Source organism: Bacillus paralicheniformis (assembly GCF_002993925.1).
GTDB classification, from domain to species: Bacteria; Bacillota; Bacilli; order Bacillales; family Bacillaceae; genus Bacillus; species Bacillus paralicheniformis.
Window position 1 is genome coordinate 2,314,911 of record NZ_CP023665.1, and the last position, 26,036, is coordinate 2,340,946.

The 26,036-nt window shown below is 45.7% G+C and carries 24 protein-coding genes; 8 read left to right on the forward strand and 16 right to left on the reverse strand.

Going from position 1 to position 26,036, the window contains the following annotated elements:
- The first annotated feature begins 491 nt into the window (after positions 1-491).
- The gene (locus CP943_RS11715; protein WP_026579554.1) at positions 492-1,022 is read left to right on the forward strand and encodes a hypothetical protein; all 531 of its coding nucleotides are present in this window, start codon (positions 492-494) and stop codon (positions 1,020-1,022) included.
- Positions 1,023-1,247: 225 nt separating this feature from the next.
- Here CP943_RS11715 and CP943_RS11720 read toward each other — a convergent pair whose 3' ends face one another.
- Entirely contained in the window at positions 1,248-2,588 is a 1,341-nt protein-coding gene (locus CP943_RS11720) for a sodium-dependent transporter (RefSeq protein ID WP_020451817.1), read from the reverse strand.
- A 214-nt stretch (positions 2,589-2,802) separates the two neighbouring features.
- Here CP943_RS11720 and CP943_RS11725 point away from each other — a divergent pair, with 214 nt between their 5' ends.
- The gene (locus tag CP943_RS11725) at positions 2,803-3,783 is read left to right on the forward strand and encodes a bile acid:sodium symporter family protein (protein WP_026579553.1); all 981 of its coding nucleotides are present in this window, start codon (positions 2,803-2,805) and stop codon (positions 3,781-3,783) included.
- Positions 3,784-3,814: 31 nt separating this feature from the next.
- Here the strand turns inward: CP943_RS11725 and odhB are convergent, their stop codons facing one another.
- The 6 genes from odhB to CP943_RS11755 all read right to left on the reverse strand — a co-directional run bounded on the left by odhB (position 3,815) and on the right by CP943_RS11755 (position 13,246).
- Positions 3,815-5,095, reverse strand: coding sequence for a 2-oxoglutarate dehydrogenase complex dihydrolipoyllysine-residue succinyltransferase (gene odhB / locus CP943_RS11730; RefSeq protein ID WP_020451819.1), 1,281 nt, complete (start codon positions 5,093-5,095; stop codon positions 3,815-3,817).
- A gap of 14 nt (positions 5,096-5,109) precedes the next feature.
- Positions 5,110-7,944 (reverse strand): 2-oxoglutarate dehydrogenase E1 component, encoded by a 2,835-nt coding sequence (sucA, locus tag CP943_RS11735; protein ID WP_020451820.1) that lies wholly within the window; start codon positions 7,942-7,944, stop codon positions 5,110-5,112.
- A gap of 384 nt (positions 7,945-8,328) precedes the next feature.
- Positions 8,329-10,242: a nitric oxide reductase activation protein NorD gene (locus CP943_RS11740; protein ID WP_105981021.1), complete on the reverse strand. Its 1,914-nt coding sequence runs from the start codon at positions 10,240-10,242 to the stop codon at positions 8,329-8,331.
- Between the two features lie 10 nt (positions 10,243-10,252).
- Positions 10,253-11,143, reverse strand: coding sequence for an ATP-binding protein (locus CP943_RS11745; protein ID WP_023857357.1), 891 nt, complete (start codon positions 11,141-11,143; stop codon positions 10,253-10,255).
- 94 nt (positions 11,144-11,237) lie between these two features.
- Positions 11,238-11,798 (reverse strand): superoxide dismutase family protein, encoded by a 561-nt coding sequence (locus CP943_RS11750; protein ID WP_407640594.1) that lies wholly within the window; start codon positions 11,796-11,798, stop codon positions 11,238-11,240.
- 143 nt (positions 11,799-11,941) lie between these two features.
- The gene (locus CP943_RS11755; RefSeq protein WP_105981022.1) at positions 11,942-13,246 is read right to left on the reverse strand and encodes a C40 family peptidase; all 1,305 of its coding nucleotides are present in this window, start codon (positions 13,244-13,246) and stop codon (positions 11,942-11,944) included.
- Positions 13,247-14,364: 1,118 nt separating this feature from the next.
- Between CP943_RS11755 and CP943_RS11765 the strand changes: the two genes are divergently transcribed.
- Positions 14,365-15,723 carry an MATE family efflux transporter gene (locus CP943_RS11765; protein ID WP_023857362.1) on the forward strand — a complete coding sequence of 453 codons (1,359 nt, stop codon included), beginning with the start codon at positions 14,365-14,367 and terminating at the stop codon, positions 15,721-15,723.
- 42 nt (positions 15,724-15,765) lie between these two features.
- Here the strand turns inward: CP943_RS11765 and bshB2 are convergent, their stop codons facing one another.
- The 4 genes from bshB2 to rarD form a co-directional block, all read right to left on the reverse strand.
- Entirely contained in the window at positions 15,766-16,431 is a 666-nt protein-coding gene (bshB2, locus tag CP943_RS11770) for a bacillithiol biosynthesis deacetylase BshB2 (protein WP_025811289.1), read from the reverse strand.
- Positions 16,432-16,447: 16 nt separating this feature from the next.
- Positions 16,448-16,798 (reverse strand): YojF family protein, encoded by a 351-nt coding sequence (locus CP943_RS11775; protein WP_020451827.1) that lies wholly within the window; start codon positions 16,796-16,798, stop codon positions 16,448-16,450.
- Position 16,799: 1 nt separating this feature from the next.
- Positions 16,800-17,075 carry a hypothetical protein gene (locus CP943_RS11780; RefSeq protein ID WP_023857365.1) on the reverse strand — a complete coding sequence of 92 codons (276 nt, stop codon included), beginning with the start codon at positions 17,073-17,075 and terminating at the stop codon, positions 16,800-16,802.
- 74 nt (positions 17,076-17,149) lie between these two features.
- A complete protein-coding gene (gene rarD, locus CP943_RS11785; protein WP_105981023.1) occupies positions 17,150-18,082 on the reverse strand; it encodes an EamA family transporter RarD in 933 nt (310 codons plus the stop codon).
- An 81-nt stretch (positions 18,083-18,163) separates the two neighbouring features.
- Between rarD and CP943_RS11790 the strand changes: the two genes are divergently transcribed.
- Positions 18,164-18,616 (forward strand): germination protein GerT, encoded by a 453-nt coding sequence (locus CP943_RS11790; protein WP_020451829.1) that lies wholly within the window; start codon positions 18,164-18,166, stop codon positions 18,614-18,616.
- 228 nt (positions 18,617-18,844) lie between these two features.
- Entirely contained in the window at positions 18,845-19,543 is a 699-nt protein-coding gene (locus tag CP943_RS11795) for an expansin ExlX (protein ID WP_020451830.1), read from the forward strand.
- A gap of 112 nt (positions 19,544-19,655) precedes the next feature.
- Here the strand turns inward: CP943_RS11795 and CP943_RS11800 are convergent, their stop codons facing one another.
- The 3 genes from CP943_RS11800 to CP943_RS11810 form a co-directional block, all read right to left on the reverse strand.
- The gene (locus tag CP943_RS11800) at positions 19,656-19,934 is read right to left on the reverse strand and encodes a hypothetical protein (protein WP_023857367.1); all 279 of its coding nucleotides are present in this window, start codon (positions 19,932-19,934) and stop codon (positions 19,656-19,658) included.
- Between the two features lie 65 nt (positions 19,935-19,999).
- On the reverse strand, positions 20,000-20,746 hold the full coding sequence (locus tag CP943_RS11805) for an SDR family NAD(P)-dependent oxidoreductase (protein WP_026579550.1): 747 nt from the start codon (positions 20,744-20,746) through the stop codon (positions 20,000-20,002).
- Between the two features lie 5 nt (positions 20,747-20,751).
- Positions 20,752-21,072: a transcriptional regulator YodB gene (locus CP943_RS11810; protein WP_023857369.1), complete on the reverse strand. Its 321-nt coding sequence runs from the start codon at positions 21,070-21,072 to the stop codon at positions 20,752-20,754.
- Positions 21,073-21,206: 134 nt separating this feature from the next.
- Between CP943_RS11810 and CP943_RS11815 the strand changes: the two genes are divergently transcribed.
- Complete coding sequence (locus CP943_RS11815) at positions 21,207-21,827, forward strand: nitroreductase family protein (protein WP_105981024.1); 621 nt, start codon at positions 21,207-21,209, stop codon at positions 21,825-21,827.
- 44 nt (positions 21,828-21,871) lie between these two features.
- Here CP943_RS11815 and CP943_RS11820 read toward each other — a convergent pair whose 3' ends face one another.
- Entirely contained in the window at positions 21,872-22,477 is a 606-nt protein-coding gene (locus tag CP943_RS11820; RefSeq protein WP_025811283.1) for an alpha/beta hydrolase, read from the reverse strand.
- 320 nt (positions 22,478-22,797) lie between these two features.
- Here CP943_RS11820 and CP943_RS11825 point away from each other — a divergent pair, with 320 nt between their 5' ends.
- The gene (locus CP943_RS11825) at positions 22,798-23,001 is read left to right on the forward strand and encodes a DUF3311 domain-containing protein (protein WP_020451835.1); all 204 of its coding nucleotides are present in this window, start codon (positions 22,798-22,800) and stop codon (positions 22,999-23,001) included.
- Complete coding sequence (locus CP943_RS11830) at positions 23,001-24,482, forward strand: sodium:solute symporter family protein (RefSeq protein WP_023857371.1); 1,482 nt, start codon at positions 23,001-23,003, stop codon at positions 24,480-24,482. Before CP943_RS11825 ends, CP943_RS11830 begins: the two co-directional genes overlap by 1 nt.
- 44 nt (positions 24,483-24,526) lie before the next feature.
- Here the strand turns inward: CP943_RS11830 and CP943_RS11835 are convergent, their stop codons facing one another.
- A complete protein-coding gene (locus tag CP943_RS11835) occupies positions 24,527-25,924 on the reverse strand; it encodes a S41 family peptidase (protein ID WP_020451837.1) in 1,398 nt (465 codons plus the stop codon).
- Between the last annotated feature and the right edge of the window lie 112 nt (positions 25,925-26,036).

The following is a 26,036-nucleotide window of genomic DNA, read 5'->3' on the forward strand; positions in this document are numbered from 1 at the left end:
TCTCTTCTCTGCGCCAGGCAGCCGTCGACACTGGCCGAATCGAGCGAAAGTGCCGATACCTTATCACTCTCAATACCGTATCTATATCCCTTAAACCCTCTATCGTCTGTAATAAGATAACAAATAAAAGTTTAAATATCCCAGTTTCTCTTGAGGATTGTTAAGACCGCTACACGGAGATTGGCAAGGCGGGGTCGGAAGAGAACCCCCACAACCATACATCCTTCTGAATCTGCTATTTTGATCATCCCTTTATGAAATACTGAATCTCAACAGTCTATCAATATATCCCAAATTTGTGCCTTAAGTATGGAATGTGAACATTTTTTGATTTATTTGGAAAATAGTCGTTTTTTCTCATTCTTCTAATTCCAAAAATCGTTAAGCTATTCTACAAGAAGGGAGGGAATAAATGAATAAACTGTCGATGTTTGTCTGATTCAGCCGGTCAGTTTTTCGAAAATGGCAAATTTATTTTAGGAGGGTAAATCATGAAAAAAATGTTTGCTTTCTTTACAGCCTTAATGCTCGGTTTGACTTGTTTGCCGTACTTATCAGAAGCGAAAGAATCAAAGCATACGGACAGTTCTGTTACAACCTTGCCTTCTATGTCTATATCCACATCTCTCAATCAGTCATTGGACCAGGAAAAACAACAGTTTAAAACTTCCGCTATTAATCTCAACATCAACCTCGATCTTTTAGGAATCGGAAACTCGATTAGAGATGCTATCGTTCAAAGCTCCAACCGCAGCGGTTTCGTCAAAAACTGCATGGAAACCGCTTTTTATTCTGCAGGGCAAAGATACAATGTCATGGTGTTCAACTTAAGCCAAGGCTATCACAACGGTTTAAGAGGAGTTAAATTTTATGGATCTGCCAACTATCATGGCGTGATTTACGGCATTTGGGTATTTGAAAGCGGACAATTTACAAACCAGGGAGACGGCGGCTGGATTAACTGGGCCTTTAAAGGCTGGTTTGATCGAAACGGCCAAACTGTAACATTCCGCAAGCCTTAATCAAAGTCAAAGTATCCCCCTCTTCTGCCTGCCGGTAAAATCGTCAAGAACGAATTCACCGGCAGGCCTTTTTAATATGTCTGCCGCAGAAAAAAGCCGATTAATCATACACTTCCCTTGCCGGTCATACCGCTGCCATTTCACAGAGAGAAAAGAAAGTACCGCTGACAAACTGTCTGCATGAAAAAAAGGCCGGACAAATCCGGCCTTATAAACAATTCAATCTTAAAATACGCCAATGACGTCCAAAAAGACGACAATAATAACGATCGGAGCGGCGTAGCGGATCAGCAAAAGCCATGCTGCAAACCATTTTCTGCTGATTTTAGAGCCCTCCCTCAATTCAGCAAAAAGCTCTTCTTTCGGGATTTTGAGCGGCACAAAAACAGCGATGAGCAAAGCGCCGAGCGGCATTAAAATATTGCTGACAAGGTAATCCGCCGCATCAAAAATAGATAGATTAAAAATCGATACATCCTGAAGCACGCCATATGATAATGCTGAAGGAATTCCGAATAGGAAAATCGCAATTCCCCCGGCCCAAGCGAAAGCCTGTCTTTTTTTAGGATCCCCTTTTGATAAGGAAGAAACAAGGATCTCAAGCATTGAAAATGCGGACGTCAGTGTAGCAAATAAAAATAAGAGCAGAAACGCCAATAAAAAGACGATTCCCAAAGGCATCTTGTGAAAGACTGACGGCAGCACATTAAATAACAGCATCGGGCCGGCATCAGGAGATAATCCGAATGAAAAAACGGCCGGAAAAATCGCAAACCCGGCAAGAATCGCTACAGATACATTGAGCAATGTCACTGAAACGGCCGACTGTATAAGGTTTTCTTTTTTCGATAAATAAGAGCTGTACGTTACCATAACGGAAACACCGACACTCAGCGAGAAAAAGGATTGTCCAAGCGCAAACAGCACCGTTTTGGCTGTGATATGGGAAAGATCAGGTTTTAAGAAAAATTCCAATCCTTCCATTGAACCGGGAAGTGTAAGCGAACGGATGATCAAAAGCAGAAAAATAACGAACAGAGCAGGCATCATAAACTTGCTCGCTTTTTCAATTCCGCTTCTGACCCCTTTTGCAACAACAAGAATCGTGATCATGATAAATGCAAACTGGCTCGCAAGAACGAGATACGGATTTGCAATTGTCTCTCCGAAAAGACCTGCATAATCCGTGCTTCTTGACAGTTCGCCGGTCAGTCCTTTGATAATATAAATGATGATCCAGCCGCCGACAACACTATAAAAAGACAGCAGAATAAAACACGTGATAATGCCAAGCCGGCCGATCCAATGCCAAAGCGAGCCGGGCGCCAGCTCCTTATAGGATTCAACGGCATCTTTTTGAGTCTTTCTGCCGATAATGAACTCCGCCATTAATAACGGAAGCCCAATCAATAAAGTAAAAAGAATAAACATAAGTAAAAATGCTCCGCCGCCGCTTGTTCCGGCGACATAAGGAAACTTCCATATCGCGCCGAGCCCGATTGCCGAGCCGGCCGAAGCTAAGATAAATCCAAGCTTTGATGACCATATATTTTGTTGATTTTCCACTTAAGCACCTCTTCTTCTCGGTCTAATTGCATATGGCTACAAACTATCATTTTAAAAAGCATAAACGAATTCGTCAAGGTTTTCAAACATTTCTTTCAGTTTACATAATAATATTATTTAAAACAAATTCGAATTTTACAAGTATTGAATTATTCAGAATATTAATTATAATAAGAGGATGTTATATTTTCTACAGATGTGAGGAGCTGGACTTATGAGTTATTTGATCAAAATCAGTCAATTTGCAGGAAAAACGTTCGCCATTTGGGTGATTCTGTTTGCGGTTCTCGGCTTTGCCTTTCCGACGCAATTCACCTGGATCACCCCTTATATTACCATCCTGCTTGGCGTGATTATGTTTGGCATGGGATTGACATTGTCAGCGGACGATTTTAAAGAGCTGCTGAGACGTCCCCTGCATGTGCTGATCGGTGTGCTGGTTCAATATACGGTCATGCCGCTGCTCGCTTTTGGACTGGCCTATGGACTCGGGCTTCCCTCCGAAATAGCGGTTGGGGTCATTTTAGTGGGATGCTGTCCCGGGGGAACGGCATCAAACGTCATGACATTTTTGGCGAAGGGGAATATCGCCCTGTCAGTGGCGATTACAACGGTTTCCACATTGCTTGCCCCTTTTTTAACGCCGTTTCTCATTTTATTTTTCGCAAAAGAATGGCTTCCGGTATCTCCGGGCTCACTGTTCTTGTCGATTTTACAGGCGGTGCTGCTCCCGATTATCGCCGGGCTGATCGTTCAATTTTTCTTTAAAAAACAAGTGAAAAAAGCGGTGCAGGTGCTTCCGCTCGTTTCTGTTCTCGGCATCGTCGCCATCGTCACCGCGGTCGTCGGAGGCAACCGGGAAAACATTATTCAATCAGGGCTGTTGATTTTTGCGGTCGTCGTTCTTCATAATGGCCTCGGCCTTTTCCTTGGCTTTGTTTTGGCAAAGTGCTTTAAAATGGATTATGCATCACAAAAAGCCGTGTCCATTGAGGTCGGCATGCAGAATTCGGGTCTCGGTGCAGCATTGGCAACGGCGCACTTCTCTCCTCTTTCCGCTGTCCCGAGCGCTGTTTTCAGCGTCTGGCATAACCTTTCAGGCTCATGGCTTGCGACATACTGGAGCAAGAAAGCAAATAAGCAGAAGAATAACAATTATTCTCCTGCCCCGCAGATGATAAACAAAAAGCTTTGACCGTACATGCGGCCAAAGCTTTTTTCTTGATTTAACCTTCCAACAGAAGCTGTTCAGGATCTTCAAGCAGATTTTTAATCGTAACCAGGAAGCCGACTGCCTCTTTACCGTCGACGATCCGGTGGTCATACGATAATGCAATGTACATCATCGGGCGGTTTTCGAAACGCTCTTCATCAATTGCTACAGGGCGCAGCTGGATCTTATGCATGCCCAAAATACCAACTTGCGGACTGTTCAAAATCGGAGTCGACAACAGTGATCCGAACGTTCCTCCGTTTGTGATCGTAAAGGAGCCTCCTTGAAGCTCGTTGAGCGACAATTTGTTGTTTCTCGCTTTCTTCGCAAGCTCTCCGATATCCTTTTCAATATCAGCAAAGGTTTTGCGGTCTGCATCCCGAACGACCGGTACGACGAGGCCATCCGGCGCAGCAACAGCGATTCCGATGTCATAGAATTGTTTGATCACAAGCTCGTCGCCTTGAATTTCCGCGTTGAGGAGCGGATATTTTTTCAGCGCGGCGACCACAGCTTTTGTAAAGAATGACATGAATCCGAGCTTCACATCATGCTGCTCAAGGAATTGATCTTTTCGGCGTTTCCTTAGGTTCATGACCGCCGTCATGTCCACTTCGTTGAATGTCGTCAGCATAGCGGCGGTGTGCTGAACTTCAACGAGGCGTTTGGCGATCGTCTGTCTCCGGCGGGACATTCTTTGACGCTCTACCGGTTTACCTGCATTTTCGGTTTGTTTAGCAGCCGGCGCCTGTGTTTCGCGTTTTGGTTCAGGCTGAGCTTTTGGCGGCTGCTCGTTCTTCTGATAAGATTCAACATCTTGCTTTCTGACCCTTCCGAGCGGATCACCGGTAGGAATCTCCGATAAATCGATGCCTTTTTCACGGGCGAGCTTTCGGGCAGCCGGAGAAGCGATTGTCCTTGTTTTGGTTGTATCCGCCTCATCGTTCGCGCTTTCGCGAGGTTCGGCTGTCTTTTCAGACGTGGCTGGCTTCTCTTCCGAAGCGCCGGCGCTTTCTTGAGCGTCAGCTTGAGGAGCCGTTGATTGGCCTCCTTCTCCTTCGCCTTCTGAAATCGTTCCGATTATTTCGCCGACCTGAACCGTGTCACCGGAATCTTTCAGCACTTCCTGAAGAACGCCGGACTGCTCTGCCGTCAATTCAACGTTGACTTTATCAGTCTCCAGCTCAAGCAGGAATTCCCCTTGTTCTACATAATCTCCCGGTTGTTTCAGCCATTGGGCTATCGTTCCTTCTGAAATTGATTCCGCTAATTCAGGTACTTTAATTTCCGCCATTTTTTAGTTCCCCCTTAATTTTTGCGAGTCAAGCTATCAGATACAATGCGTTCCTGTTCCTTTTTATGAACCGTCGGATCCCCTTCTGCCGGACTTGAACGTCTTCTTCTGCCAATATAGCGGACCTTCACGTCCTTTGGAGCAATCTCTCTTAAATAAGGCTCGATATAGTTCCATGCACCCATATTTTGCGGTTCTTCCTGTACCCAGACAATCTCCTCCAAATTCGGGAGTTTGCTGAAGATCGCTTTAATATGCTTTGCAGGGAAAGGATACAGCTCTTCAACCCGTGCAATATGCAGCCAATCTTTTTCACCTTCCATTTTATTGAAATGGCTGCTGATGTCAATCGAAACTTTACCGCTTGAAAGGACGAGGCGCGTCACTTTGTCATACTGATGGGAAAGTCCTGACATTTCATAGACCGGCTTAAAGTTACTGTCGCTGAGCTCCTGCACTTCTGATACGGTATTCGGATTTCTCAGCAGGCTTTTCGGCGTCATGATGATCAGCGGGCGGATCTCCTCGCGAAGGAGCATCTTCGCCTGCCTTCTTAAAATATGGAAATACTGGGCAGCGCTCGTCAAGTTGGCGACAGTCCAGTTGTTTTCCGCCGCCAGCTGAAGGAAGCGTTCCGTTCTTCCGCTTGAATGCTCAGGTCCCTGCCCTTCATAGCCGTGCGGCAAGAGAACAACGAGCCCTGATTTTTGTCCCCATTTCGCTCTTCCTGCAGAAATGAACTGATCAAAGTACACTTGCGCCGCGTTTGCAAAGTCTCCAAACTGCGCTTCCCAGATCACCATCGTTTCCGGCGAAGACACGTTATATCCATATTCAAAGCCAAGGACGGATCCTTCAGAAAGCGGGCTGTTGTGAACCGCAAATGACGCTTTCGTATCTGCAAGGTGATGCAGTGCGATGAATTCGTCCCCTGTCTTGCTGTCGTGAAGGACAAGGTTGCGGTGTGCGAATGTGCCGCGTTCTGAATCCTGCCCGGTCAGCCTTAGAGGTGTGCCGTCTTTCAAAATGGATGCAAAAGCCATCGCCTCTGCAAGCGACCAGTCGACTTTTCGGTCATCGTCGAACGCTTTGGCGCGCCTTTCGAGGATTCGCTTTAGCTTATCGAAAACGTTGAAGTTTTCAGGCCATGAAACAAGCTCCTGATTAATTTTGCGCAAAGTTTCAACATCAACCGACGTGTCAACATCCGGAAAACCGTTGGAAACAGGTTCCGGAAGAACGATTTCATGCGTCATATCTTCCTTTTTGGCCGGCACTTTGCGATAGGCTTCTTCTAAACGCTTCATGACAGCGTCCCCGATTTTGTCGACGGTTTCATTATCGACGATCCCGTTATGAATCAGCTTTTCAGCAAAGATGTTCTTGACGGTCGGGTGCTTTCTGACCGCATCATACAGCATCGGTTGCGTTGCAGACGGCTCATCCATTTCATTGTGGCCGAAACGGCGGTAGCCGATCAGATCGATCAAAAAGTCTTTGTTGAAAGTCATGCGGTATTCAACAGCGAGCTGAACCGCTGAAAGGCATGCTTCAGGATCATCCGCATTGACGTGGACGATCGGAATCTCAAAACCTTTTGCAAGGTCGCTTGCATATTTCGTTGATCTTGACTCATTGCTTTCCGTCGTAAAGCCGATCATGTTATTGGCGATAATGTGAATCGCTCCGCCCACCTGATAGCCTTTAAGCTGGCTTAAATTCAGCGTTTCCGCGACAATGCCTTCCCCTGGGAATGCCGCATCGCCGTGAATCAGAATCGCCAGCGATTTTTTAACGTCTTGAAGCGGATAGCCGCTCTCCGTTCTCGTTTCCTGGGCGGCTCTTGTCGATCCCTCAACGATCGGATCGATGAACTCCAGGTGGCTCGGATTGTTCGCGAGCGCAATGCGCGCCGTTTTCGTATGCTCATCCTGAATCTGACGGTTGGCGCCGAGGTGATATTTTACGTCACCCGTCCAGCCGTAATTGATCCCTGTCGAACCTTCCGACGGAACGAGATCTTTGTTCGGCGCATGCTGGAATTCAGAAAAAATGATTTCATAAGGTTTTCCGAGCACATGCGCAAGAACGTTCAGGCGGCCCCTGTGCGCCATTCCGATATTAACGTTTGTCGTACCTGCCGAAACGGACTTGGCGATAATATCATCCAGCATGGGCACAAGCGCATCAAGTCCTTCTATTGAAAAGCGTTTTTGCCCGACAAAGGTTTTGTGGAGAAACTGTTCAAGGCTTTCAACTTCTGTCAGCCTTCTTAAAACTTCCACCAGCTTTTCTTTCGATTTCGGGGCGAATAATTCCCCGGATTCGATCTTTTTCATCAGCCAGTTGCGCTCTTCAAAAATGTGCACATGGTCAAATTCAAAAGAAATCGATTTTTTGTATGTGTTTTTCAAGTACTGGATGGCTTCTAAACCGTTCGTTACTTCTTTAGGGGCATCTTTGCATATGACAGACGCCGGAATTTTTTTCACATCCTGCTCAGTTAACCCGTACTCAGCAAGAGGAAAAAGCTCCTGTTTCTCTTGTGTTTTTCTCAGTGGATTGACGGAAGCGTTTAAATGGCCATAGGTTCTAATATCTTCTGCGAGTTTTATCACTGATGCGATTTTTTGAATAGATCCAGCCGTGAAATCTGCCTCTTCGTTTTTTAGAGAGGCGGCCCTTATATCGCCCGGGGGAGCTCCAAGTTCGTCAAACATCTCTTTTAAATCAGCATCCAAGCTTTCTGGATCCTTGACGTATTGATCGTAAAGCTCCAGCACATAGCCGAGGTTCGGACCGTGAAATTCTTCCCAAGTCATTCTTTGTTTCATACTATTTTGAAACATTTGAACATTACCCCCAACCTAATAATCAAGTGAATGATTCACTATCTTAATATATCTTCTGAACCTTACGCCCAGAAATATGTAATAAAAACGCTTCCACGTACATTTTACCACTGTTTCTCATTTGTTTCTACACAGATTGTTCAAATAAAATTAAAAAATCATCTTGAAAAATAAAAAATTTTATAATTTTGAACTTTCAGACCGAATTCTTTTAAACCGGCTCATTATTTATTCACATATTTCCCCTGACCGTCTATTTTTTAACATCCAGATGTGCTCCGCAAAAAATTAAGTTGATAAAAATAATAAAAATTTCAATATTTCACTGTGTTTCTACGATAAAAAGCAGATGGCCGCGAGTATTGCTGCCATCTGTCATATCTAGCCTATACTTTTGTTCAACAGCTTTTTTAAAAGCGGGTACAGAACATCGGGAAGCTGATCGACGTCCGGGACGAAAAGGCTGTACTTTCCGTACATGTCCTGTATCGTCTTGATTTGCGATTCTTCGATTTCGCTGTTTGATAAAAATACATTGATGACTTCGATATTTCGTTTCCGCGCTTCCATAACGGCTTCATGTGTATCGACAATCCCGTTTTGTTCATAATCGAATGCGGCCGGCTCCCCATCTGAAAAGACAATCAGGAACTTCTGAGCTTCGCTTCTTTGAACAAGCATCTTCGTCATCTGTCTGATCGCATATCCATCCCGGTTGTCTTCCTCCGGTTCAAGCTGCATGATATGCGGTCCGGCGCCTGCTTTTAAGGAATCCGCAAAAGAGACGACCGTATGAAAGTAATTGGGCTGGCTCGTCTCTGTCGCATCGTTCGTATCTTCCCAAAAACCGACGATTTGGTGAGGGACAGCAACAGATTTAAGCGCTTCGTGAAACAGGACAATGCCCCGTTTCGTCTCCGCCATTTTGTCATGCATGCTTGCTGAACAGTCGACGAGCAATGTAAAAACGGCGTCGATCTCTGTTGACGGTTCTTGCTTTTTATAGAAGAGCCGTGGATTGCGCTCTGTAAAGTAACGGAGCAGTTTATTGTTCAATCTGCCTGCATGCAAATCGGTTCTCGGGAGCGTTTTTTTATGCTCGAGCGTTTTTTGAATCATCTGCTTGAGCCGTTTTTGATACGATTCGATTGTTTTTGCTTGAGCCTGGTAGTCTAATATGTCTTCGTTAGAAGGTTTTTCCGGAGGCTTCATCACCGAAAACGCATAGCGGTTTTCTTTGCCGGCTGGTGCGGCGCCGCCGTTTGGCTCATCTTGAACAGATTCAAGCGATTCAAGTTTTGAATAGTCTTTTCTTTTCGTCTGCTTCGCCGTTCCCTGAACTGACCCGAGCGCTTGGTCGCCGTCTTCGCCTTCTCTTAAAGCCCCGCCGGAAATATCGGTTTTTGCACCGTGCTCCAAATCAAACTGGAGAAAGCTTTTCGCCGGAGCTTCCGTTTCTCTGTGCCAAGTCGGCATTTCTTCTTCATGAACTTCCTCATCACCCGCACTTTTCTCTTCAAGCGTCAGATCCTCGCTCAGCTTCGGTTTTGCTTTCAAATCTTGAAAAAGCGCTTCTTCGTCAACTTGTTCGTATTCCAATTCCGGAAAAAAGAAGTACGTATTCAGCATATCTTTTTCGAGCACCTCTTCAAAACCTTCCATTAGCCCGCTTACAATCGAGACGATGTCAGCAGTTGAACGCGCTTCGAATACGCGGGCGAGCTCGGCTTCTATAAATCCCTTCATCGGATCGACCGATTCATGGATAGCCGGTATCTCATCAAGCGGCGACTCCGCGGTCAGCTTAAGATATACAGCGCAAAACAAAGCATCTGTAAAAATGCTCCGCTCCAGATTCAGCGTCAACTGGGTCGCAAAATGTTTCCGGTACATTGATTTCCGGCTCGAAAATACCGGTTTTGTACCGGGCCGCTCCCTCTTGATGAACTCTTCGATTCTGATATCTTCAAAAAGCATAAACAACTGTTTTGCCAAACTCTTAAAATGATATTTCCGAGTCGCGTCAAGCATGCGGGAAAAGTCTTTCATCGAGCTGTAACGGGAGCCGATTGACCGCAAGTATACATCGCTTTTCAAACCGTCTACCATATCCCGGTGGTTCCGGTCTTTCCAAAAATGGCTCATGTAGATCTTTATCTCAAAAGGATTGTAGTAAGACTGAACCCCGTACTCCACTTCAACCTGATCGCTTTTCGCGAGCGTTTTCGCGAGATCTGTCAGCTCCATAAAAAGCAGAGAGTCAATCTTGCTGTCATTGAATTTAATAAACTTCATAAAAAAACCCTCATTCGAACAAAGTCTGGGCAATATTTCGGACCGCCGCTTTTTCGCGTTCATCATCAAGCTTTTCAACGATGCCGCGTTCGATCGCTCGCAGCGGCGGAATATATGTCGACAGGTCGCAAGTATCGAGAAGCGCTCTGATGGAAGCGGCCTCTTCAGAAACCTGTCCATTATGAGCCTGCGTCATTAAGTCCGATGACAGGGTAACAAACCGGTTCAGCAGCTTCTGATTTTTTAGTTCGGATTGTGTTTCAAGCACCCGCTTCAGCAGGTCACCTTTAATGTAGGGCACGTCGATAATGACAAACCGGTTTTTCAGCGCTTCGTTCAACGGGACCGTTCCGACATAGCCTTCGTTTATCGCTGCAATCACGCCGAATCCCTCTTTCGCTTTGATGACGTCCCCCGTAAACGGATTGGTCATCATTTTCCGGTAATCGAGCACCCCGTTTAAGATCGGCAGCGTTTCCGGTTTCGCCATGTTGATTTCGTCAATATATAGGAAATGGCCGTTGTTCATCGCTTTTGTCACAGGACCTTCGATAAATTCAATAGAGGCGTTCCCGTTGGTGTTTTCAATCGTTTTGTAACCGACAAGCGCCTCTGCATCAAGATCCACAGAACAGTTGACACTGTGCATAGGTTTTTGAAAATAAGCGGAGAGCGTTTCGGCAAGTTTTGTTTTTCCGGAGCCTGTCGGGCCTTTTAACAAAACGTTTTTTCCGAGTGACAGCGCGATCATCGCGTCATAGAGAATGGCGCTGTCTTCCGCTTCATAACCGGGCGTTCCAATCAATGATTGGTATTCCGCGGCAACAGGTTTAGCGGCAGACTGAATCAGCCGCTCTTTTATTTTTTCAGGCAGCTCTAGTTCATGCAGATCATATTTCATGTGTTGTAAAATTCCTTTCTCAAAGCGTCTTCTGTATGTAAGTATACTAGAAAAGATGCGCTGCCCTCAATATAAACGGCTTCCATGCGCCGATTCACTTTTTTCCGGTGTTCGTCAGCGCTCCGCAAACCATCCGGGCTCCGGAGTTTCCGGATGGATTTGTCAGATCATCATCCTGATGCTCATGAATGACGAAAGCACTTCCGTCATGATCAAGCAGACTGAACTTGCTTTTCTGATCGAGGGTGACGTCCGGCGCATTTACGATAACGTCGACTTTGCCGTCGGCTCCGACTTCAATATTCGGCAAATCACCGGCATGCGGTCCTTTCGGATTGTGAAAGCCGTGCTCCTTTTGGTCAGGATTGAAATGAGCACCCGCACTTTCAAAATCAGGCTTTTTACACACGCCCGTTTCATGAATATGAAAAGCAAGCATTCCCGGCGGCAGATTATGGGCGCTGACTCTGATATCAAGGCCTTCTGCAGCGGATTCAGACACTTCTATAAAACCGGTTTCCGTACCGTCGCGTTTGATCAGCGGTACTTTTAACGGCTGTGTCATCGCTTCAAAGGTTACTCTATGTTCCTGTTCGACATTTTTTTGCTGAATTTCTTTCTGCTGTGTACATGCAGCTGCCAAACAAACGGCCATACATGTGAGCAATATGTAATGTAATGTTCTCAAACGGCTCCCCCCTTCGCTTTTCTTTTCAGTTTAGACAACGAAGAGGGGCATTAAACCTGTCCTTCCTATCCTGAAAACACGCAAAAAAAAAGCCATATAAAATGGCTTTTTTAGAATGAATACCGTTTTGCGCCGAGATAGCGCTGTTTCCAGTAGGAATTGTTCATGTCGCTGACAGTGACACCGGAATCGTTGGCATTGATAAACTTGTTGTTTCCTAAATAAATGCCGACGTGTGAAGGGCCCGCTTTATATGTTTGGAAGAAAACGAAGTCTCCTCTTGAAGGTTGGCTGACTGGTGACATGACGCTCCAGTATCCGGCTGCGCTCAGCCTTGAGACAGATGTGACTTTGTTCAACGTGTAATAGATGAATCCGCTGCAGTCAAAGCCTGAAGGGTTGTTGCCTCCCCATCTGTAAGGCACGCCGATATGCTTTTCTGCTTCTGCAATCATCCGTTCGACCTTTGCACTTGTCGAAGTGCCGGTTGAAACTGAAGAGTTCGGCGAGCTGGAAGACGGGCTGCCAGATGATCCGGAAGTCGATGCACCGGAGATTTTAAGCTTCTGGCCGACTTGCAGGACATCTGTTTTTAATCGATTAGCTTCTCTGATGCTTTGTACTGTCACATTCATCGAATTTGCAATTTTCCACAGAGAATCGCCTGGTTTAACCGTGTAAGTGGTCGTTTTTGAACTGCTGCTTGTGTTCGTTTTACTTGATGAAGAATTTGAAGACGAACCAGAAGATGTTTTGCTTCCGCTGGAAACGGTTCCTTTCACTTTAAGAACCTGGTTCGGGTAGATCGTGTCCGACTTCAAGTTGTTCAGCGTTTTGATTTCGGCGATTGTCATATTCAAATTATTGGCAATTTTCCATAAAGAATCGCCCAATTTGACTTTGTATGTGCTGCTTGAACTTTGCGAGCTTGAGGATGAGCTGGATGATTTCGAACTGGAACTCGAACTTGAGCCAGAGCTGGAACCGGTGTTTTTCGCGCTTCCTTTAATAACCAGCTTTTGTCCTGGGTAAATCATATCGCTGCTCAGACCGTTTAAGTTTTTAATCTCTTTTACGGTTGTTTTGTAGTCTTTGGCAATCAGCCACAAGGAATCTCCTAATTTCACTGTGTAAGTTGACTTTGCAGTGCTTGAGCTGGAACTTGCGGATTTTGTCTGTGAGCTGCTTTTTGACTTGCCGTCCGGTACTTTTAAAGTTTGCCCGACATAAATAACTGTAGATGAAAGATTGTTGGCTGATTGAAGTGCCAAAACACTGGTATTGTACTCAGCTGAAAGCTTCCACAGTGAGTCTCCGCTTTTCACCTTGATGGTTTGGGCTTCTACCGGTGACGCCGCCAATGAAGTTCCAACTACCGCAGAGGCCGCCAAACCTACTGCTATCTTCTTCTTCATAACCTCTTAACCTCCCGTTTCATTTTCGTTCTCTCTATGTATGCCATTACATTTGCCATTGCTTAAGACTTTATCCAGCCGGTCAGGCAGGTGATCTGATCACCGTATGGATGGCCTTTGGCTGAAAGCCCCCTTTTATATTCTTAAGCAAAAAATGCAATTCACGATTTGTATCGGTCTAATTTATATTTTTTTAATAGTCTTTTTGCCTTTTTACAAATTTCTTATTAAAAATACAGACTGATAGGCACATTGACAAAAATCAACACTTTTTTCAATGCTCGAGATATCGGGTGCTTTTTTTGCAAAGGTTTGAGTTTTAAGTTTTCGGAAATACGATGATCAGTTGTTTTAAAATCAGAGGTTCATGGTGAAAAACAGCGAAAAGGAGTTAACTGGATATGCTGCATGTGCCGAAACAGCCCGAATAGACGCCGTAACATGCGGATTTCTGTGCCGTTTTACAGCCGATTTTCTTTTTCGGATCAAACGGTCAAGCCCAGCGTTCAAGTTGAGGGTGTAAAAACTGCGTATTCTTATTCATTAGTTTACCGTAAATCGCCGATCAATCCTCATCTATTGCCTAATCGAAAAGCAAAGATCAGGATCACTTATACATTTCTACATTTCAGCACAAATTCCTCCACGAAACCATAAATTGACTATATCATACATTTTTTTTGCCAACATCCGGAATTGGGAGTATCTTTTTTTAGATCGAACGGCGTTTTACTATTTCATCTATAGATTCTTATTTCCTATCTTAATATAAAGATAAATGTAAAATTAACACTTAATACTCATTCGTTTTTGTATATAAATAGTCGTTATTTACTATTAGAAAACACATAAAAAAACTTCCGGTTTATTACCGCCGCTTTCATGCATGTTTCCTCCTTTTATGACGCATTTTAAGATATGGAGGTGAATCTTCTTGACCATTCAAAAAATATGTCAATATTTATGTACGTGTTTAGGAATTCTTTCTCTTTCCTTTATTTATGTGCAAATGTTTAAAAAAGCAAAACAGGCGAAAAAAGATTAAACAGACATTTATTGCATTTTATACATAACGTGTTATAATTTCTCTCGTTATCCAAAAGAAACGGGGAACTGATATGAGGGAAACAAAGGATTTGCGGGAGAAAACAAGGCAGTTTTTAACGATTTTAATTCCGATTTTGATTACGCAAGCGGGACTGTCGCTCATTACGGTTCTCGACACGGTGATGTCAGGCAAAGTCAGTGCCGCCGACCTCGCCGGCGTCGCAATCGGCTCGAGTTTGTGGACCCCGGTTTATACAGGGCTTGCCGGCATTTTGACGGCTGTAACACCGATGGTCGCCCAACTGATGGGGGCCAAGCGGCAAAAGGATGTCCCTTATACTGTTATTCAATCGATTTATGTGGCCGGAATCATCAGCATTGCCGTGATCGTCTCCGGGTACTTACTGATTGATCCGGTGCTTGAGAATCTCGATCTTGAACAGAAGGTAGCGGTCATCGCAAAGCAATATTTAATCTGCATCGGGCTCGGCATATTGCCGTTGTTTGTTTACAATGTGATGCGCTGCTTTATTGATTCACTCGGAAAAACGCGGGTGACGATGCTGGTTACGCTCTGTTCTCTGCCCATTAATTTTGTTTTGAATTATTTGTTCATTTTCGGGAACTTCGGCTTTCCAAAGCTTGGAGGAGCAGGAGCCGGTATGGCTTCCGCCATCACATATTGGTGCATTTGTCTGATCTCTTTATACATCGTCCACAAAAAGACGCCGTTTCACCAGTTTAGGATTTTTGGAACATTCTATTCATTTTCTTTTGCTGAAAGTATGAAACTGCTGAAGATCGGCATTCCGATCGGTTTCGCCATCTTCTTTGAGACGAGTATATTCGCAGCTGTCACTTTGCTGATGAGCCATTTTGACACGGTCACGATCGCTTCCCATCAGGCGGCAATGAATTTCGCTTCGCTTCTTTACATGCTTCCATTGAGCGTATCGATGACGCTGACAATTGTCGTCGGCTTTGAGGCCGGAGCAAAACGGTTTAAAGACTCGAGAACCTACAGCTATCTCGGCATTTCAATAGCGGTCGGTTTTTCATTATTCACCGCACTCATCATTTTACTGTTCAGAGAGCAAATCGCCGGTTTGTATGCGGCTGACCGGGATGTGCTGCTTCTGACAAAGGACTTCTTGCTGTTTGCGTTGTTTTTTCAGCTGTCAGATGCCATCGCGGCTCCGATTCAAGGAGCGCTCAGAGGATATAAAGATGTTAACTACACGCTTGTCACAGCTCTCGTCTCGTATTGGATTATCGGGCTTCCGGTCGGTTTTGTGATCGGAACGTATACTTCATTCGGAGCTTTCGGGTACTGGATCGGACTGATCACGGGGCTCGCAGCCGGTGCAGTCGGGCTGTTTTTCAGGCTCAAACGCATTCAAAACCGCTATATTCACACTCAAAGCGTGTAAAAAGGTGCCGGGCTCATATGCCCGACACCTTTTTTGATCATTTTAATCATTCCATTGATAGGTCCAAAATGTTTCTTTTTCAAACCATGTCTCAACAACCGGCTCGCCATTGGCGAGTTTTTTCTCTATTTCTTTCATAAAGCCGCCTGTTTGAGATTTATGCGCTTTGAGCGCGTTCATTTTAATATCTGCGGCTTCTTTGATATCAAGAACGACGTCAGGTTTGCCAAGAACCTCTTCCCTGTGGTGGGTGATGGCCATGCATAAGACGCGCGGCCGGTCTTCTTTCTTTTTCCGCGATAATGCCCTGATGACCGCAGCACCGCACGCATCATGGTCAGGATGAACGCCGTGTCCCGGATAAAACGTCACAACAAGGCTCGGGTTTACATCATCAATGACAGCCTCTATTCGATCGGCCAGTTTTTCTTCATCCTCGAATTCGAGCGTTTTATCGCGGTATCCGAGCATGCGCAAGTCCTGTACATCCATTTCCCTGCAGGCGTCGATCAGCTCTTGCTTTCTGAGCAGCGGAAGGGTTTCCCTGTTGGCAAAAAGCGGGTCTCCCATATTTCTTCCCATCTCGCCCAGCGTCAGGCACGCGTATGTTACAGGTATATCTTCTTTTCGGTTTAAGGCGATCAAGCCGGCGACTCCGAAAGATTCATCGTCAGGATGCGGCAAGATCACGAGTAAATGTTTTTTCATCTATAACACCTTCTTTTTAGACTGCAAATGGCTTTTTGCTGATTTGAAGCGAAATGGCGAGTTTGCCGCCCGGCAAATAGCCGGCGAGAAGCAACCTTCCTTCATCATCAACCGTATAATCCGTCAGGCCTTCGGCGTAGATCCAGCCGTCTTCGATTTTCAAACCGGCGCGAAATGGCCCCTCGCCCGTGATTTTGGCGCGGGAGCATGTCACCTTCGCGTTTCTGATATACGCCACCACGGTCATGTTCTGCTCATCTTTATGCGCGGAATACGATCCGGTTGTCGTCTCCAAATGAATGTAAACAGGCTGGTTTAAAAATGTTTCCAAAGAAGCCTGCACATCTTCTTTTATTATTGCTTTCATGTTACTCCCTGCTTTCTTCGTTTGTTAATAACTCCAATCGTTCCGTATGCCATTCAATCAGCTTGAGCTTCATATCTGGTTCCAATTGTGAATTCACAATGCGCCGGATTGATTGATAGTATTTTTCGTGCTTCGTCTTTCTGAGCCTTGGATGGGTGCGGAGGTCGTTCAACTCATCATCAATCGCCCGATGAAGCGCCTGCCTGCCTTCTCCGTCCATCGTCCGGTTTTTCCAAAGGGTTTTATACGCCCGGAAAAGCTCTAGTTCGTCTGCCATGACGGAATAACCTCCGAATTGCTTCAATAATGTTTAATTATACATAATCAGTGCTTATTGAAAAGAAAAAGGGCTTACGGATGAAAGGAATTTTTTCTTTTTAAAAATACCTTCTCCGGTATCTTCCATTGAAATTGCGAAAGTGTAAACAAAATCAGCGCCGCCCATATGCAGGTAAACGTAAAGACCTTACTGCTGCTGAACGGTTCATGGTAGACGAACACGCCTAAGCATAATGTAATGGTCGGAGCGATATATTGCAAAATGCCGACTTGATAAAGCGGAAGTTTTTTCGCACCTTCCGCAAATAAAAGCAGCGGAATCGCAGTTAACACTCCTGCCAAAAACAGCAGTACCATCATGCCGATGCTCCCTGAAGCGGCTTGAGCCTTTTCCGGATGGCTGAAGAACAACAGATAGATCACTGCAACCGGAGCGATCATCATCGTTTCCAGGGTAAGTCCTATGGCGCTTGAGAGCGATGTACGCTTTTTCGCCAGTCCGTAGAGCCCGAAACTGAATGCAAGTATCAGGGCGATGTACGGCACGGAACCGTACTGGAAGGCGGAAATAAGCACGCCGAAGGCAGCGAGAAGAACTGCCGCTCCCTGCATCCGCGTCAGCTTTTCCTTTAAAAAGACAATTCCGAGCACGATCGATACGAGCGGATTGATGTAATAGCCCAGGCTCGCTTCAAGAATATAACCGTTGCTGACAGCCCATATGTAGACATACCAATTGATCGAAATCAGAACGGACGACAAAATGAGCGGTACAAATTCCTTACGGTTTCCCGAAAGCGCGCGAAATGCTTTGACTCCGTTTTTCCACTGCCGCAAAACGAGAAGCACGCCGCACATGAAAACAAATGACCAGATAATCCGGTGCGCCAGTATATCGAGCGCAGCCGTCTGATCGAGCACTTTCCAATATAAAGGAAGGAGCCCCCACAGCAGATAAGAAAGCGCTGTGTAAATGATTCCTTTCGTTTGAGATGAATGATTCATGTCTGTTTCTTTCCTTTCTTCTCATCACTTTCCGCACTTTTTTGCATATACTGTACCGTCTATGTGAAAGGAAGTGTGATCGTGTTTGATTGGCAACGCTTTTTTCCATTTCAGCAGTTTTCCAAGGACGGATTAAAAAACGCTGACCCGAAAGATGTGGAGCAGTATATCCACCACATGATGAAAAGCGTTTTCGGCCCGGGGTATGCAGTTCAATTTCCTTTTCGTGACCCTCTCTCAAAAGAAACACAGGCGGCAGATGAATCTGATCCGATTGATATTTTTGAAACGACAAGCCATGTATTTGTTAAAATACCGCTCACCAAAGAACAGCTTAACCTTCTGAAAATTAAACATACTTCACAAACCCTGATCATAGAAAACTACCCTGAAAAAGGGCGGCAGGAAAAAGTCGTTCTCCCCTCTCTAGTGCGCAGAAAGGGTACGAAAGCAATATTTAAAGACGGCATTTTAGAAGTGATGTTCTTAAAAAATGAGGACTTTAACCTGTCTGAAATCGACATCACGTTTTGAAAACGGCCAGCTTGGCAAAGCAGGCTGTTTTTTTTCTTCCTGTACCATTTTAACACTAGTCCTCAAGGATGATCACCTCATTTGCCTGACATGCGGCTGAACTTTTACATTTCAACGGTGGTAGTCATTATTCCTTAAAAAATCTCTGTAACTATTTGCTCTTTCGGCTGTTGTCAGTTAGTCCTTATAATGATAATGGTTCTCAATTTATAAAACAGGAGGATGGATATGAAAAAGAAAATCAGCTTATTGATCACAGCAATGTTTTTGACGATCCTTTGTTTTTCACCTCAAGCTTCTGCAGCATACAACTCACTGCATAAGGGCTACGCCACTTACACGGGGTCGGGTTACTCCGGCGGTGCATTGCTTTTGGATCCTATTCCGTCCAATATGAAGATCACCGCTTTAAATCCGACAGATATGAATTACCGCGGAGTGAAAGCAGCTCTTGCCGGCGCCTATCTGCGGGTTGAAGGGCCGAAAGGAAAAACGACCGTCTATGTGACCGATCTGTATCCTGAAGGCGCGCCGGGAGCTCTTGACCTTTCACCGAACGCTTTTCGCCAGATCGGCGATATGAAAGACGGCAAAATCAACATTAAATGGCGTGTAGTCAAAGCGCCGATTACCGGCAATTTCACTTACCGGATCAAAGAAGGCAGCAGCCAGTGGTGGGCGGCAATCCAAGTCAGAAATCACAAATATCCCGTCATGAAAATGGAATATTACAAAGGCGGAAAGTGGATCAACATGGAGAAAACGGACTACAACCATTTCGTCAGCACCAATCTTGGGACAAGTCCGCTTAAAGTCAGAATTACAGATATCCGAGGAAAAGTCGTAAAAGACACGATCAAAAAACTGCCGGAAAACGGGACGTCAAGCGCATATACCGTACCTGGAAAAGTACAGTTCCCTGACTGATCGATCCGGAAAGAATGAGACGGCGGCCAAAGGCGAAAAGATTCGCAAGCTTTGGCCGCCGCTTCATATTGGACATCCGGCATTTAGATGCCAGCAACAATTGGCTTATTGATCAATAGCCCGGTCCCGCCCCTCTGAATGGAGCTGCGCCCGGAACACCTCCGTACGGAACGGCCCCAGGAGCTGACCCGTAGCCGTAATAAGGCGTGCCGCCGTAAGGTCCAGGGTATGGCGGCGGGTAAGCGTAAGGTCTTGGGTAGTTAAAAATCGCACTTCCGAGAAATCCGCCCAGCAATCCGCCGACAAGCGGCGCTCCAAAACCCCAGAATAACGGGAATCTGGCCGGGTATCCGGCAGGACCTGATCTCGAATAAAGCATATGAGGGTTCATTGGCTTTTATCCTCCTTTATGTCTGCCTATAGTAAAGGTATTCATAAAGTCGGGAAACGTTTGGGCTATTCTTCATAAATCATTTTTTTTGTCATTCCGCCGTCCACCATCAAGTTTGTACCGGTGACAAAGCGATTGTCCGGATCGGTCAAGTAAAAGCATGCTTTGACGATATCCTGAGGGCGGCCGACCCTGTTTGACAAATGCTGCCCGTGGTCAATAGGCCGCAGGGCAGTATCATCACCGGTTTCGATCCATCCGGGAGAAATGCTGTTGACGACAATTGAATCTTTGCTTAAAGACGCGGCCAATGCGTGAGTCAAAGCGATTAAGCCCCCTTTTGACGCGGCATATGCTTCCGAGTCAGGCTCGGACATAAACGCCCTTGTCGAAGCGATATTGACGATGGCTCCGCCTGTTTTCGCTTCTTTCATTTTTTTGGCGGCTTCTTTTGCGCAAAGAAACGCGCCTTTCAAATTGGTATTCAGAACATCGTCCCATTCTTCCGCCGTCAAATCATAAGGGGACTTCCAAACTGATCTGCCCGCGTTATTAATGAGCGCAGATATCGAACGGCCGTTTCGGGAAGCTTCCTGCATCAGCTGTTTCACATCTTCTTCAGATCCCACATCACAAGCTGCAAACTGAACCCGCGCTCCGGAAGCGGTCAGCTCTTTTTCAAGCTGTTCACCCTCTTCCTTCAGTACATCGGCGAATACGACGATAAAACCTTTTTGAGCATAGGCGGTCACAAGGTCTCTTCCAATGCCTTTGGCCCCGCCTGTAATGACGACTGTTTCTTTACTAGTCAATCCGGTCAGCTCCCTTCCGGATCGCAATGATGCTCGGCCCAGGTTTGTATCTCTCTGAGGACAGGCTCTAGCGCCGTTCCCTTGTCTGTCAATTGATAGATGACTTTTACCGGCGTTTCCGGCAGCACTTGGCGCTCGATTATTTTGCAGTGTTCGAGCTCTTTTAAACGTTCAGCCAGCATTTTTTGGCTAATCATCGGTATCATTTCGGTCAAGTCTTTAAACCGTTTAGGTCCATCCAACAATACATGGATGATCAATCCATTCCATCGTTTGCCGAGTAAAGAAAAGGCGGCTTCCATTCTAGGACACATTGTAAACCCCAATTCTCTCACCCCTCCATATCCAGTTGACAAATATAATGTGTGCCATTAAAATACTCAATAAAGTTACAAAAAGTAAGTTTCTAACTTTTTGTCTGACTCTATCATAACATGTTTAGCCCAAAGGAGGAAGTCACATGTCTTCACAAGAAAACACCGCTCTCAACATTCTGGAAGAGCGTACTTCGATTAAAGAATATGACACAAGCGTTTCCATTTCCAAAGAGGAGCTGACAAAGCTGCTGAGCGTCACAACAAAGGCTCCGTCAGCCTGGAATCTGCAGCACTGGCATTTTACAGTCTTCCACAGCCAAGAATCAAAAGATAAGCTCCTTCCGATCGCGTTCAACCAAAAACAAGTCAGCCAGGCATCTGCGGTTGTAGCCGTGCTTGGAGACTTACAAGCGAACCTGAACGGTGAAGCCGTATACGGCCCTCTGACAGAAGCAGGTTATATGACCGAAGACATTAAAAACACGCTGCTCGGACAAATCAACGGCGCTTATCAAAACAGCGGATTTGCAAGAGACGCCGCCTTTACTAACGCATCGCTCGCGGCCATGCAGCTGATGATTGCGGCTAAAGCTATGGGCTATGACACATGCGCGATGGGCGGCTTTGACAAGCAAGCGTTCGTTAAAGAATTCAACATCAATGAACGTTATGTACCGGTCATGCTGATTTCGATCGGAAAACCGGTCAAACCTGCGCACAAAAGCAATCGTTTTTATGTGTCTGACGTATCTACATGGCTGTAAACACGCTAAAAACCTTAGTCCCCAAAAAGGACTAAGGTTTATTTTTATGCTTTTATATGCTTTTCATACCAGATTTTCGCCTGGTCGATCTCGCTGTGTGTCAGCTGATGACCTCCGCTTTCCCAGTGAAGGAGTACTTGGGCGCCGGCGTTTGTGAAATAGCCGGCAAGCTCGCTTGATTCCTGCGGCGGGCAGAGGGGGTCTGTTTTGCCGGCTCCAATGAACACGGGCAGGCCTGTCATATCAGGGAGCTTGCGATTTCTAAACGGAACCATCGGATGATGCAAAATCGCCCCTTTCAGTACACGTTCATGACGGAACAGCAGACTTCCCGCGATATTGGCGCCGTTTGAATAACCGATTGCGACCACCCGGCTCCTGTCAAAGTGAAATTCATTTGCGGCTTCATCTAAAAACACTTTTAATTCATCCGTCCGGTCGATCAAATCTTTCTCGTCAAACACCCCTTCTCTCAAGCGCCTGAAAAACCGGGGCATTCCGTTTTCCAGCACATTTCCCCTGACTCCGAGTAAATTTGCATCGGAATCAATCATCCTGCCGATCGGCAGAAGATCGTGTTCGTTTCCCCCTGTTCCATGCAATAACAACAGGGTGGTATCAGAATTCCCTTTCTCATATATATGATTCATTTCCTTTCACTCCTTTTCCCATTTTGTTTCAGCGATGTCATTGCGCCGGTGCTTTCCAGCGGTTCATCAATCAAAAAGCCCCCGTTCGCCCGTCTCTTTCCCATTCTTTTACTCAGCAGTCTCCTGCATGGTGATCCTCTTCATTCTGTTTTATCTCGAATTCAAGATATTAATTATTGTAAAGTTATACTTTCGAATATGCAAGCCAGAACGCCTGTTTAAATAATTTAAAAAATCACTTTTTTCTAATAATTATCTTGTGATTAAATCTGACAACTGCTATGATTATGAACATTAAAATCGCTAAAGGAGGAAAAAAGGTGAATCAACAGCTTTTTAAATGGGTTTTGTTCATCATCCCTTTTATCGGGCAGCTTGCCTTGCTACCATTTGTAAACCGGATTGATCCGATCGTTTTCGGACTTCCATTTTTTCATTTTTGGCTGGTGCTGTGGATTGTGCTGACACCGATGATCACATTTGCGATTTACAGATTTGAGAAAAGAAACGGAGGTTATGAGTGATGCAGGGAAATTTAACAGCGCTCCTCATCACCGCCGGCATTATTTTGACCGTGGTCTGTATCGGGTTTATCGCCGGCAGCAATAAGCAGTCGCGGAAATCGGTTGAAGAGTGGTCTGTCGGCGGAAGGCGGTTCGGAGGGCTGCTCGTCTGGTTTCTTGTGGGTGCCGACTTGTATACGGCCTACACGTTTTTAGGATTGACAAGCACCGCTTTTACAAGCGGTAGCGTCGCTTTTTTCGCGATTCCTTATTCGGTTTTGGCCTATTTCATCGCCTATTTTTTTCTGCCGAAGATTTGGAAGGTTGCGAAAGTGCACCAGCTCACAACGCTGGCCGATTATGCAAGGGAGCGCTTCAGCAGCAAGCTCCTGTCTTCGCTTGTTGCGATTGTCGGCGTCTTAATGCTGATCCCGTATATCTGCCTGCAGCTCAGCGGAATTCAGGATACGCTTCAAGTCGCGGGTACAGGGTTTATTAACGTCAATGTCGTCGTAATCATTTCGTTCGTCCTTGTCGCGCTTTATACGTTTTTCAGCGGCATCAAAGGTCCTACATACACTGCCATTATTAAAGACATTTTAGTTTGGGTGATGATGCTGTTTATGGTCGTTTCGTTGCCGCTCATCCATTTTAACGGCTGGACGCCGATGATTGACAAGCTGGCAAATGAAGCGCCGCATATGCTGACAATCCCTTCTGACGGACCTCGCGGAATCGCCTGGTTCATCACGGCATCGATCGTTTCCGCGTTTGCTCTGTTCATGTGGGCCCATGCGGCGACAGGCGTTTTCACGGCGAACAGCGCGGATGCACTCAGAAAGAACAGTATGTTTCTGCCGTTGTACAATATTGTATTGATTTTAGTCATTTTCTTAGGCTTTATCGCATTTCTCGTACTTCCTGATGACATTAACCCGAGATTTGCATTGCTGTATTTAATTCAAAGTTCCTACGGCGGCGTCACGCAAGGATTCGCCTATTCAACGATTGCCCTGGCAAGTCTGATCCCGTGTTCGATTATGGCGATAGGGGCATCCAACCTATTCGCTAACAATTTATACCGCGATTTGATCAACCCCCGCGTTTCGGGACAAAAGCTGACGATCATCACCCGCTCGATGGTATTCGTCGTCATCGGTCTGGCCCTTTTATTCGGAATGCTGTTCCCGGCAGCGCTTGTAACGCTTCAGCTTCTCGGCGTATCAGGCATGGTGCAGATATTCCCTGCCATCGTCATCAGCCTGTTCTGGAAAAACCAGACGAAGGAAGCGACGATCATCGGTCTTCTCATCGGCCTAGCCGTTACATTTACCGTTTATTTAACAGGTGCTACTTTCGGCATTTACGAAGGCTTCTGGGGGCTTACCGCCAACCTTTTGACCGTTGTCTTGTTGAATCCGTTTTTTGTGAAAAATGTAAAACACAATTCTGTGATCAGCTTTTTGTTCCATGCTAAGAAGGATGTGCAAAAAAGCGCTTGATCACCAAAAAACCCTTGCGCTTCGTGTGAGCGCAAGGGTTTCTTTTATTTTTCTTTTTTTAAGATCTCAATCGCTTTATCCAGCTGCGTATCATTGTCAGCAAGCTTAGCCTGCAGCTTACTTGTCATGCTGATCGTCGTCTCGCCCGTTAGGATGCCTGTCGTTTTCAGCTTTTGGTCTTTTTGAAAAGCCTTAACGGCAGCCTCCGTCTGTGCGTCGAATGCCCCCGTCGCATTCAGCTTATAGCCGAGCGCTTGGAGCATTTGCTGGGCAGCTTTCACTTCGTCTCCGGTGCTGCCTGCCTTATACTCTTTTTTGGAATCCAGGTACGGCAGTTTAGCATAGCTTGGGAGCTCCGCTTTATATTGAGGTTTGATTCCTTTTTCGTGAATCCAGTCACCATTTGGCGTCAGCCACTTGGCAATCGTCAGCTTGACGGTCGATCCGTCGGAGAAGCTCTCCGCATTTTGAACCGTTCCTTTTCCAAACGTATTTTCACCCACAATCGGGATGCCTGAAGACTGGTGAAGTGCTGCGGCCATGATCTCAGCGGCGCTTGCCGTTCCTCCGTTGACGAGAACGACGGTCGGCTTGTTCACTTTTCGTTCCTTCTCAGCTTTGTACACTTCTTTTTTCCCGTTTTTGGATTCAACCTGCATAATGGTTTTGCCTTTATCGACAAACATGTTGCTCATCATAATCGCTTGGTCCATCAGGCCGCCGGGATTTCCTCTGAGGTCAAGCACAAATCGTTCCGCACCTTTTTCAGACAAGTCATCAATGGCTTTCGTCAGTTCCTTAGCGGTATTTTCAGAGAAAGACGTAATTTGGATTTCACCGATGTTGCCGCCGATCATTTTAGAGTACACCGTTTCGATCGGAATCGTATCGCGCTTAATCGTAACATCGATTTGGCCGACGCCTCCCCTGTTGAGAACAAGCTTGACATTCGTGCCTTTTTTGCCGCGGATCATTGCTGTCGCTTCGTTGACGGTCTTGCCTTTTACGCTTTTGCCGTCCACTTTCTGAATTTCATCATGCGGCTTTAAGCCGGCTTTTTCTGCGGGAGATCCTTTAATAGGCGCGACGATTAGAATTTGTCCATTTTTTTCTTCTACTTGGGCGCCGATTCCTTCAAAAGAAGAGGTAATGCTTTCTTCAAAGCTTTTAGCTTCTTTCTTATCCATGTATGTTGAATATGGATCGTCCAAAGCTCCAAGCATCCCTTTAATTGCCCCGTCAGTCAGCTTTTCATCGTCTGCATTTTGATAATAGTCGCTCTTGATTTTGTCGTACGCCGCCATCAGCTTTTCGAATTTCTCGGAGTCTGAAGCGGAATATACTGAACCGCCGCTGCCTTTGCCCACCAGATAAAGCGTCAGTGCGGAGGCGGCGACAGCCGTAATCAATACAGCCAAAAAGAGTTTTAACTGCTGTTTCAAACGAACACCACCTTTTCTTCTTACCATATTATCATGGACGAATCTTTATTCGTCAACTCGAATTACTCAGGATCCGATTTTCCGGGCTGCTGGCATTCGATCGTTTTTCAAC

Bases quoted from the DNA above. Each gene is read 5' to 3' on its own strand.
- CP943_RS11780 (WP_023857365.1), bottom strand. From the start codon at position 17,075: ATGGCAGACGAACTAGAGCTTTTCCGGGCGTATAAAACCCTTTGGAAA.
- CP943_RS11795 (WP_020451830.1), top strand. From the start codon at position 18,845: ATGAAAAAGAAAATCAGCTTATTGATCACAGCAATGTTTTTGACGATC.
- CP943_RS11745 (WP_023857357.1), bottom strand. From the start codon at position 11,143: ATGAAATATGATCTGCATGAACTAGAGCTGCCTGAAAAAATAAAAGAG.
- CP943_RS11725 (WP_026579553.1), top strand. From the start codon at position 2,803: ATGAGTTATTTGATCAAAATCAGTCAATTTGCAGGAAAAACGTTCGCC.
- CP943_RS11750 (WP_407640594.1), bottom strand. From the start codon at position 11,798: ATGGCCGTTTGTTTGGCAGCTGCATGTACACAGCAGAAAGAAATTCAG.
- odhB (WP_020451819.1), bottom strand. From the start codon at position 5,095: ATGGCGGAAATTAAAGTACCTGAATTAGCGGAATCAATTTCAGAAGGA.
- CP943_RS11740 (WP_105981021.1), bottom strand. From the start codon at position 10,242: ATGAAGTTTATTAAATTCAATGACAGCAAGATTGACTCTCTGCTTTTT.
- CP943_RS11830 (WP_023857371.1), top strand. From the start codon at position 23,001: ATGCAGGGAAATTTAACAGCGCTCCTCATCACCGCCGGCATTATTTTG.
- sucA (WP_020451820.1), bottom strand. From the start codon at position 7,944: ATGTTTCAAAATAGTATGAAACAAAGAATGACTTGGGAAGAATTTCAC.
- bshB2 (WP_025811289.1), bottom strand. From the start codon at position 16,431: ATGAAAAAACATTTACTCGTGATCTTGCCGCATCCTGACGATGAATCT.
- CP943_RS11755 (WP_105981022.1), bottom strand. From the start codon at position 13,246: ATGAAGAAGAAGATAGCAGTAGGTTTGGCGGCCTCTGCGGTAGTTGGA.
- CP943_RS11815 (WP_105981024.1), top strand. From the start codon at position 21,207: ATGTCTTCACAAGAAAACACCGCTCTCAACATTCTGGAAGAGCGTACT.
- CP943_RS11775 (WP_020451827.1), bottom strand. From the start codon at position 16,798: ATGAAAGCAATAATAAAAGAAGATGTGCAGGCTTCTTTGGAAACATTT.
- CP943_RS11820 (WP_025811283.1), bottom strand. From the start codon at position 22,477: ATGAATCATATATATGAGAAAGGGAATTCTGATACCACCCTGTTGTTA.
- CP943_RS11800 (WP_023857367.1), bottom strand. From the start codon at position 19,934: ATGAACCCTCATATGCTTTATTCGAGATCAGGTCCTGCCGGATACCCG.
- CP943_RS11715 (WP_026579554.1), top strand. From the start codon at position 492: ATGAAAAAAATGTTTGCTTTCTTTACAGCCTTAATGCTCGGTTTGACT.
- rarD (WP_105981023.1), bottom strand. From the start codon at position 18,082: ATGAATCATTCATCTCAAACGAAAGGAATCATTTACACAGCGCTTTCT.
- CP943_RS11765 (WP_023857362.1), top strand. From the start codon at position 14,365: ATGAGGGAAACAAAGGATTTGCGGGAGAAAACAAGGCAGTTTTTAACG.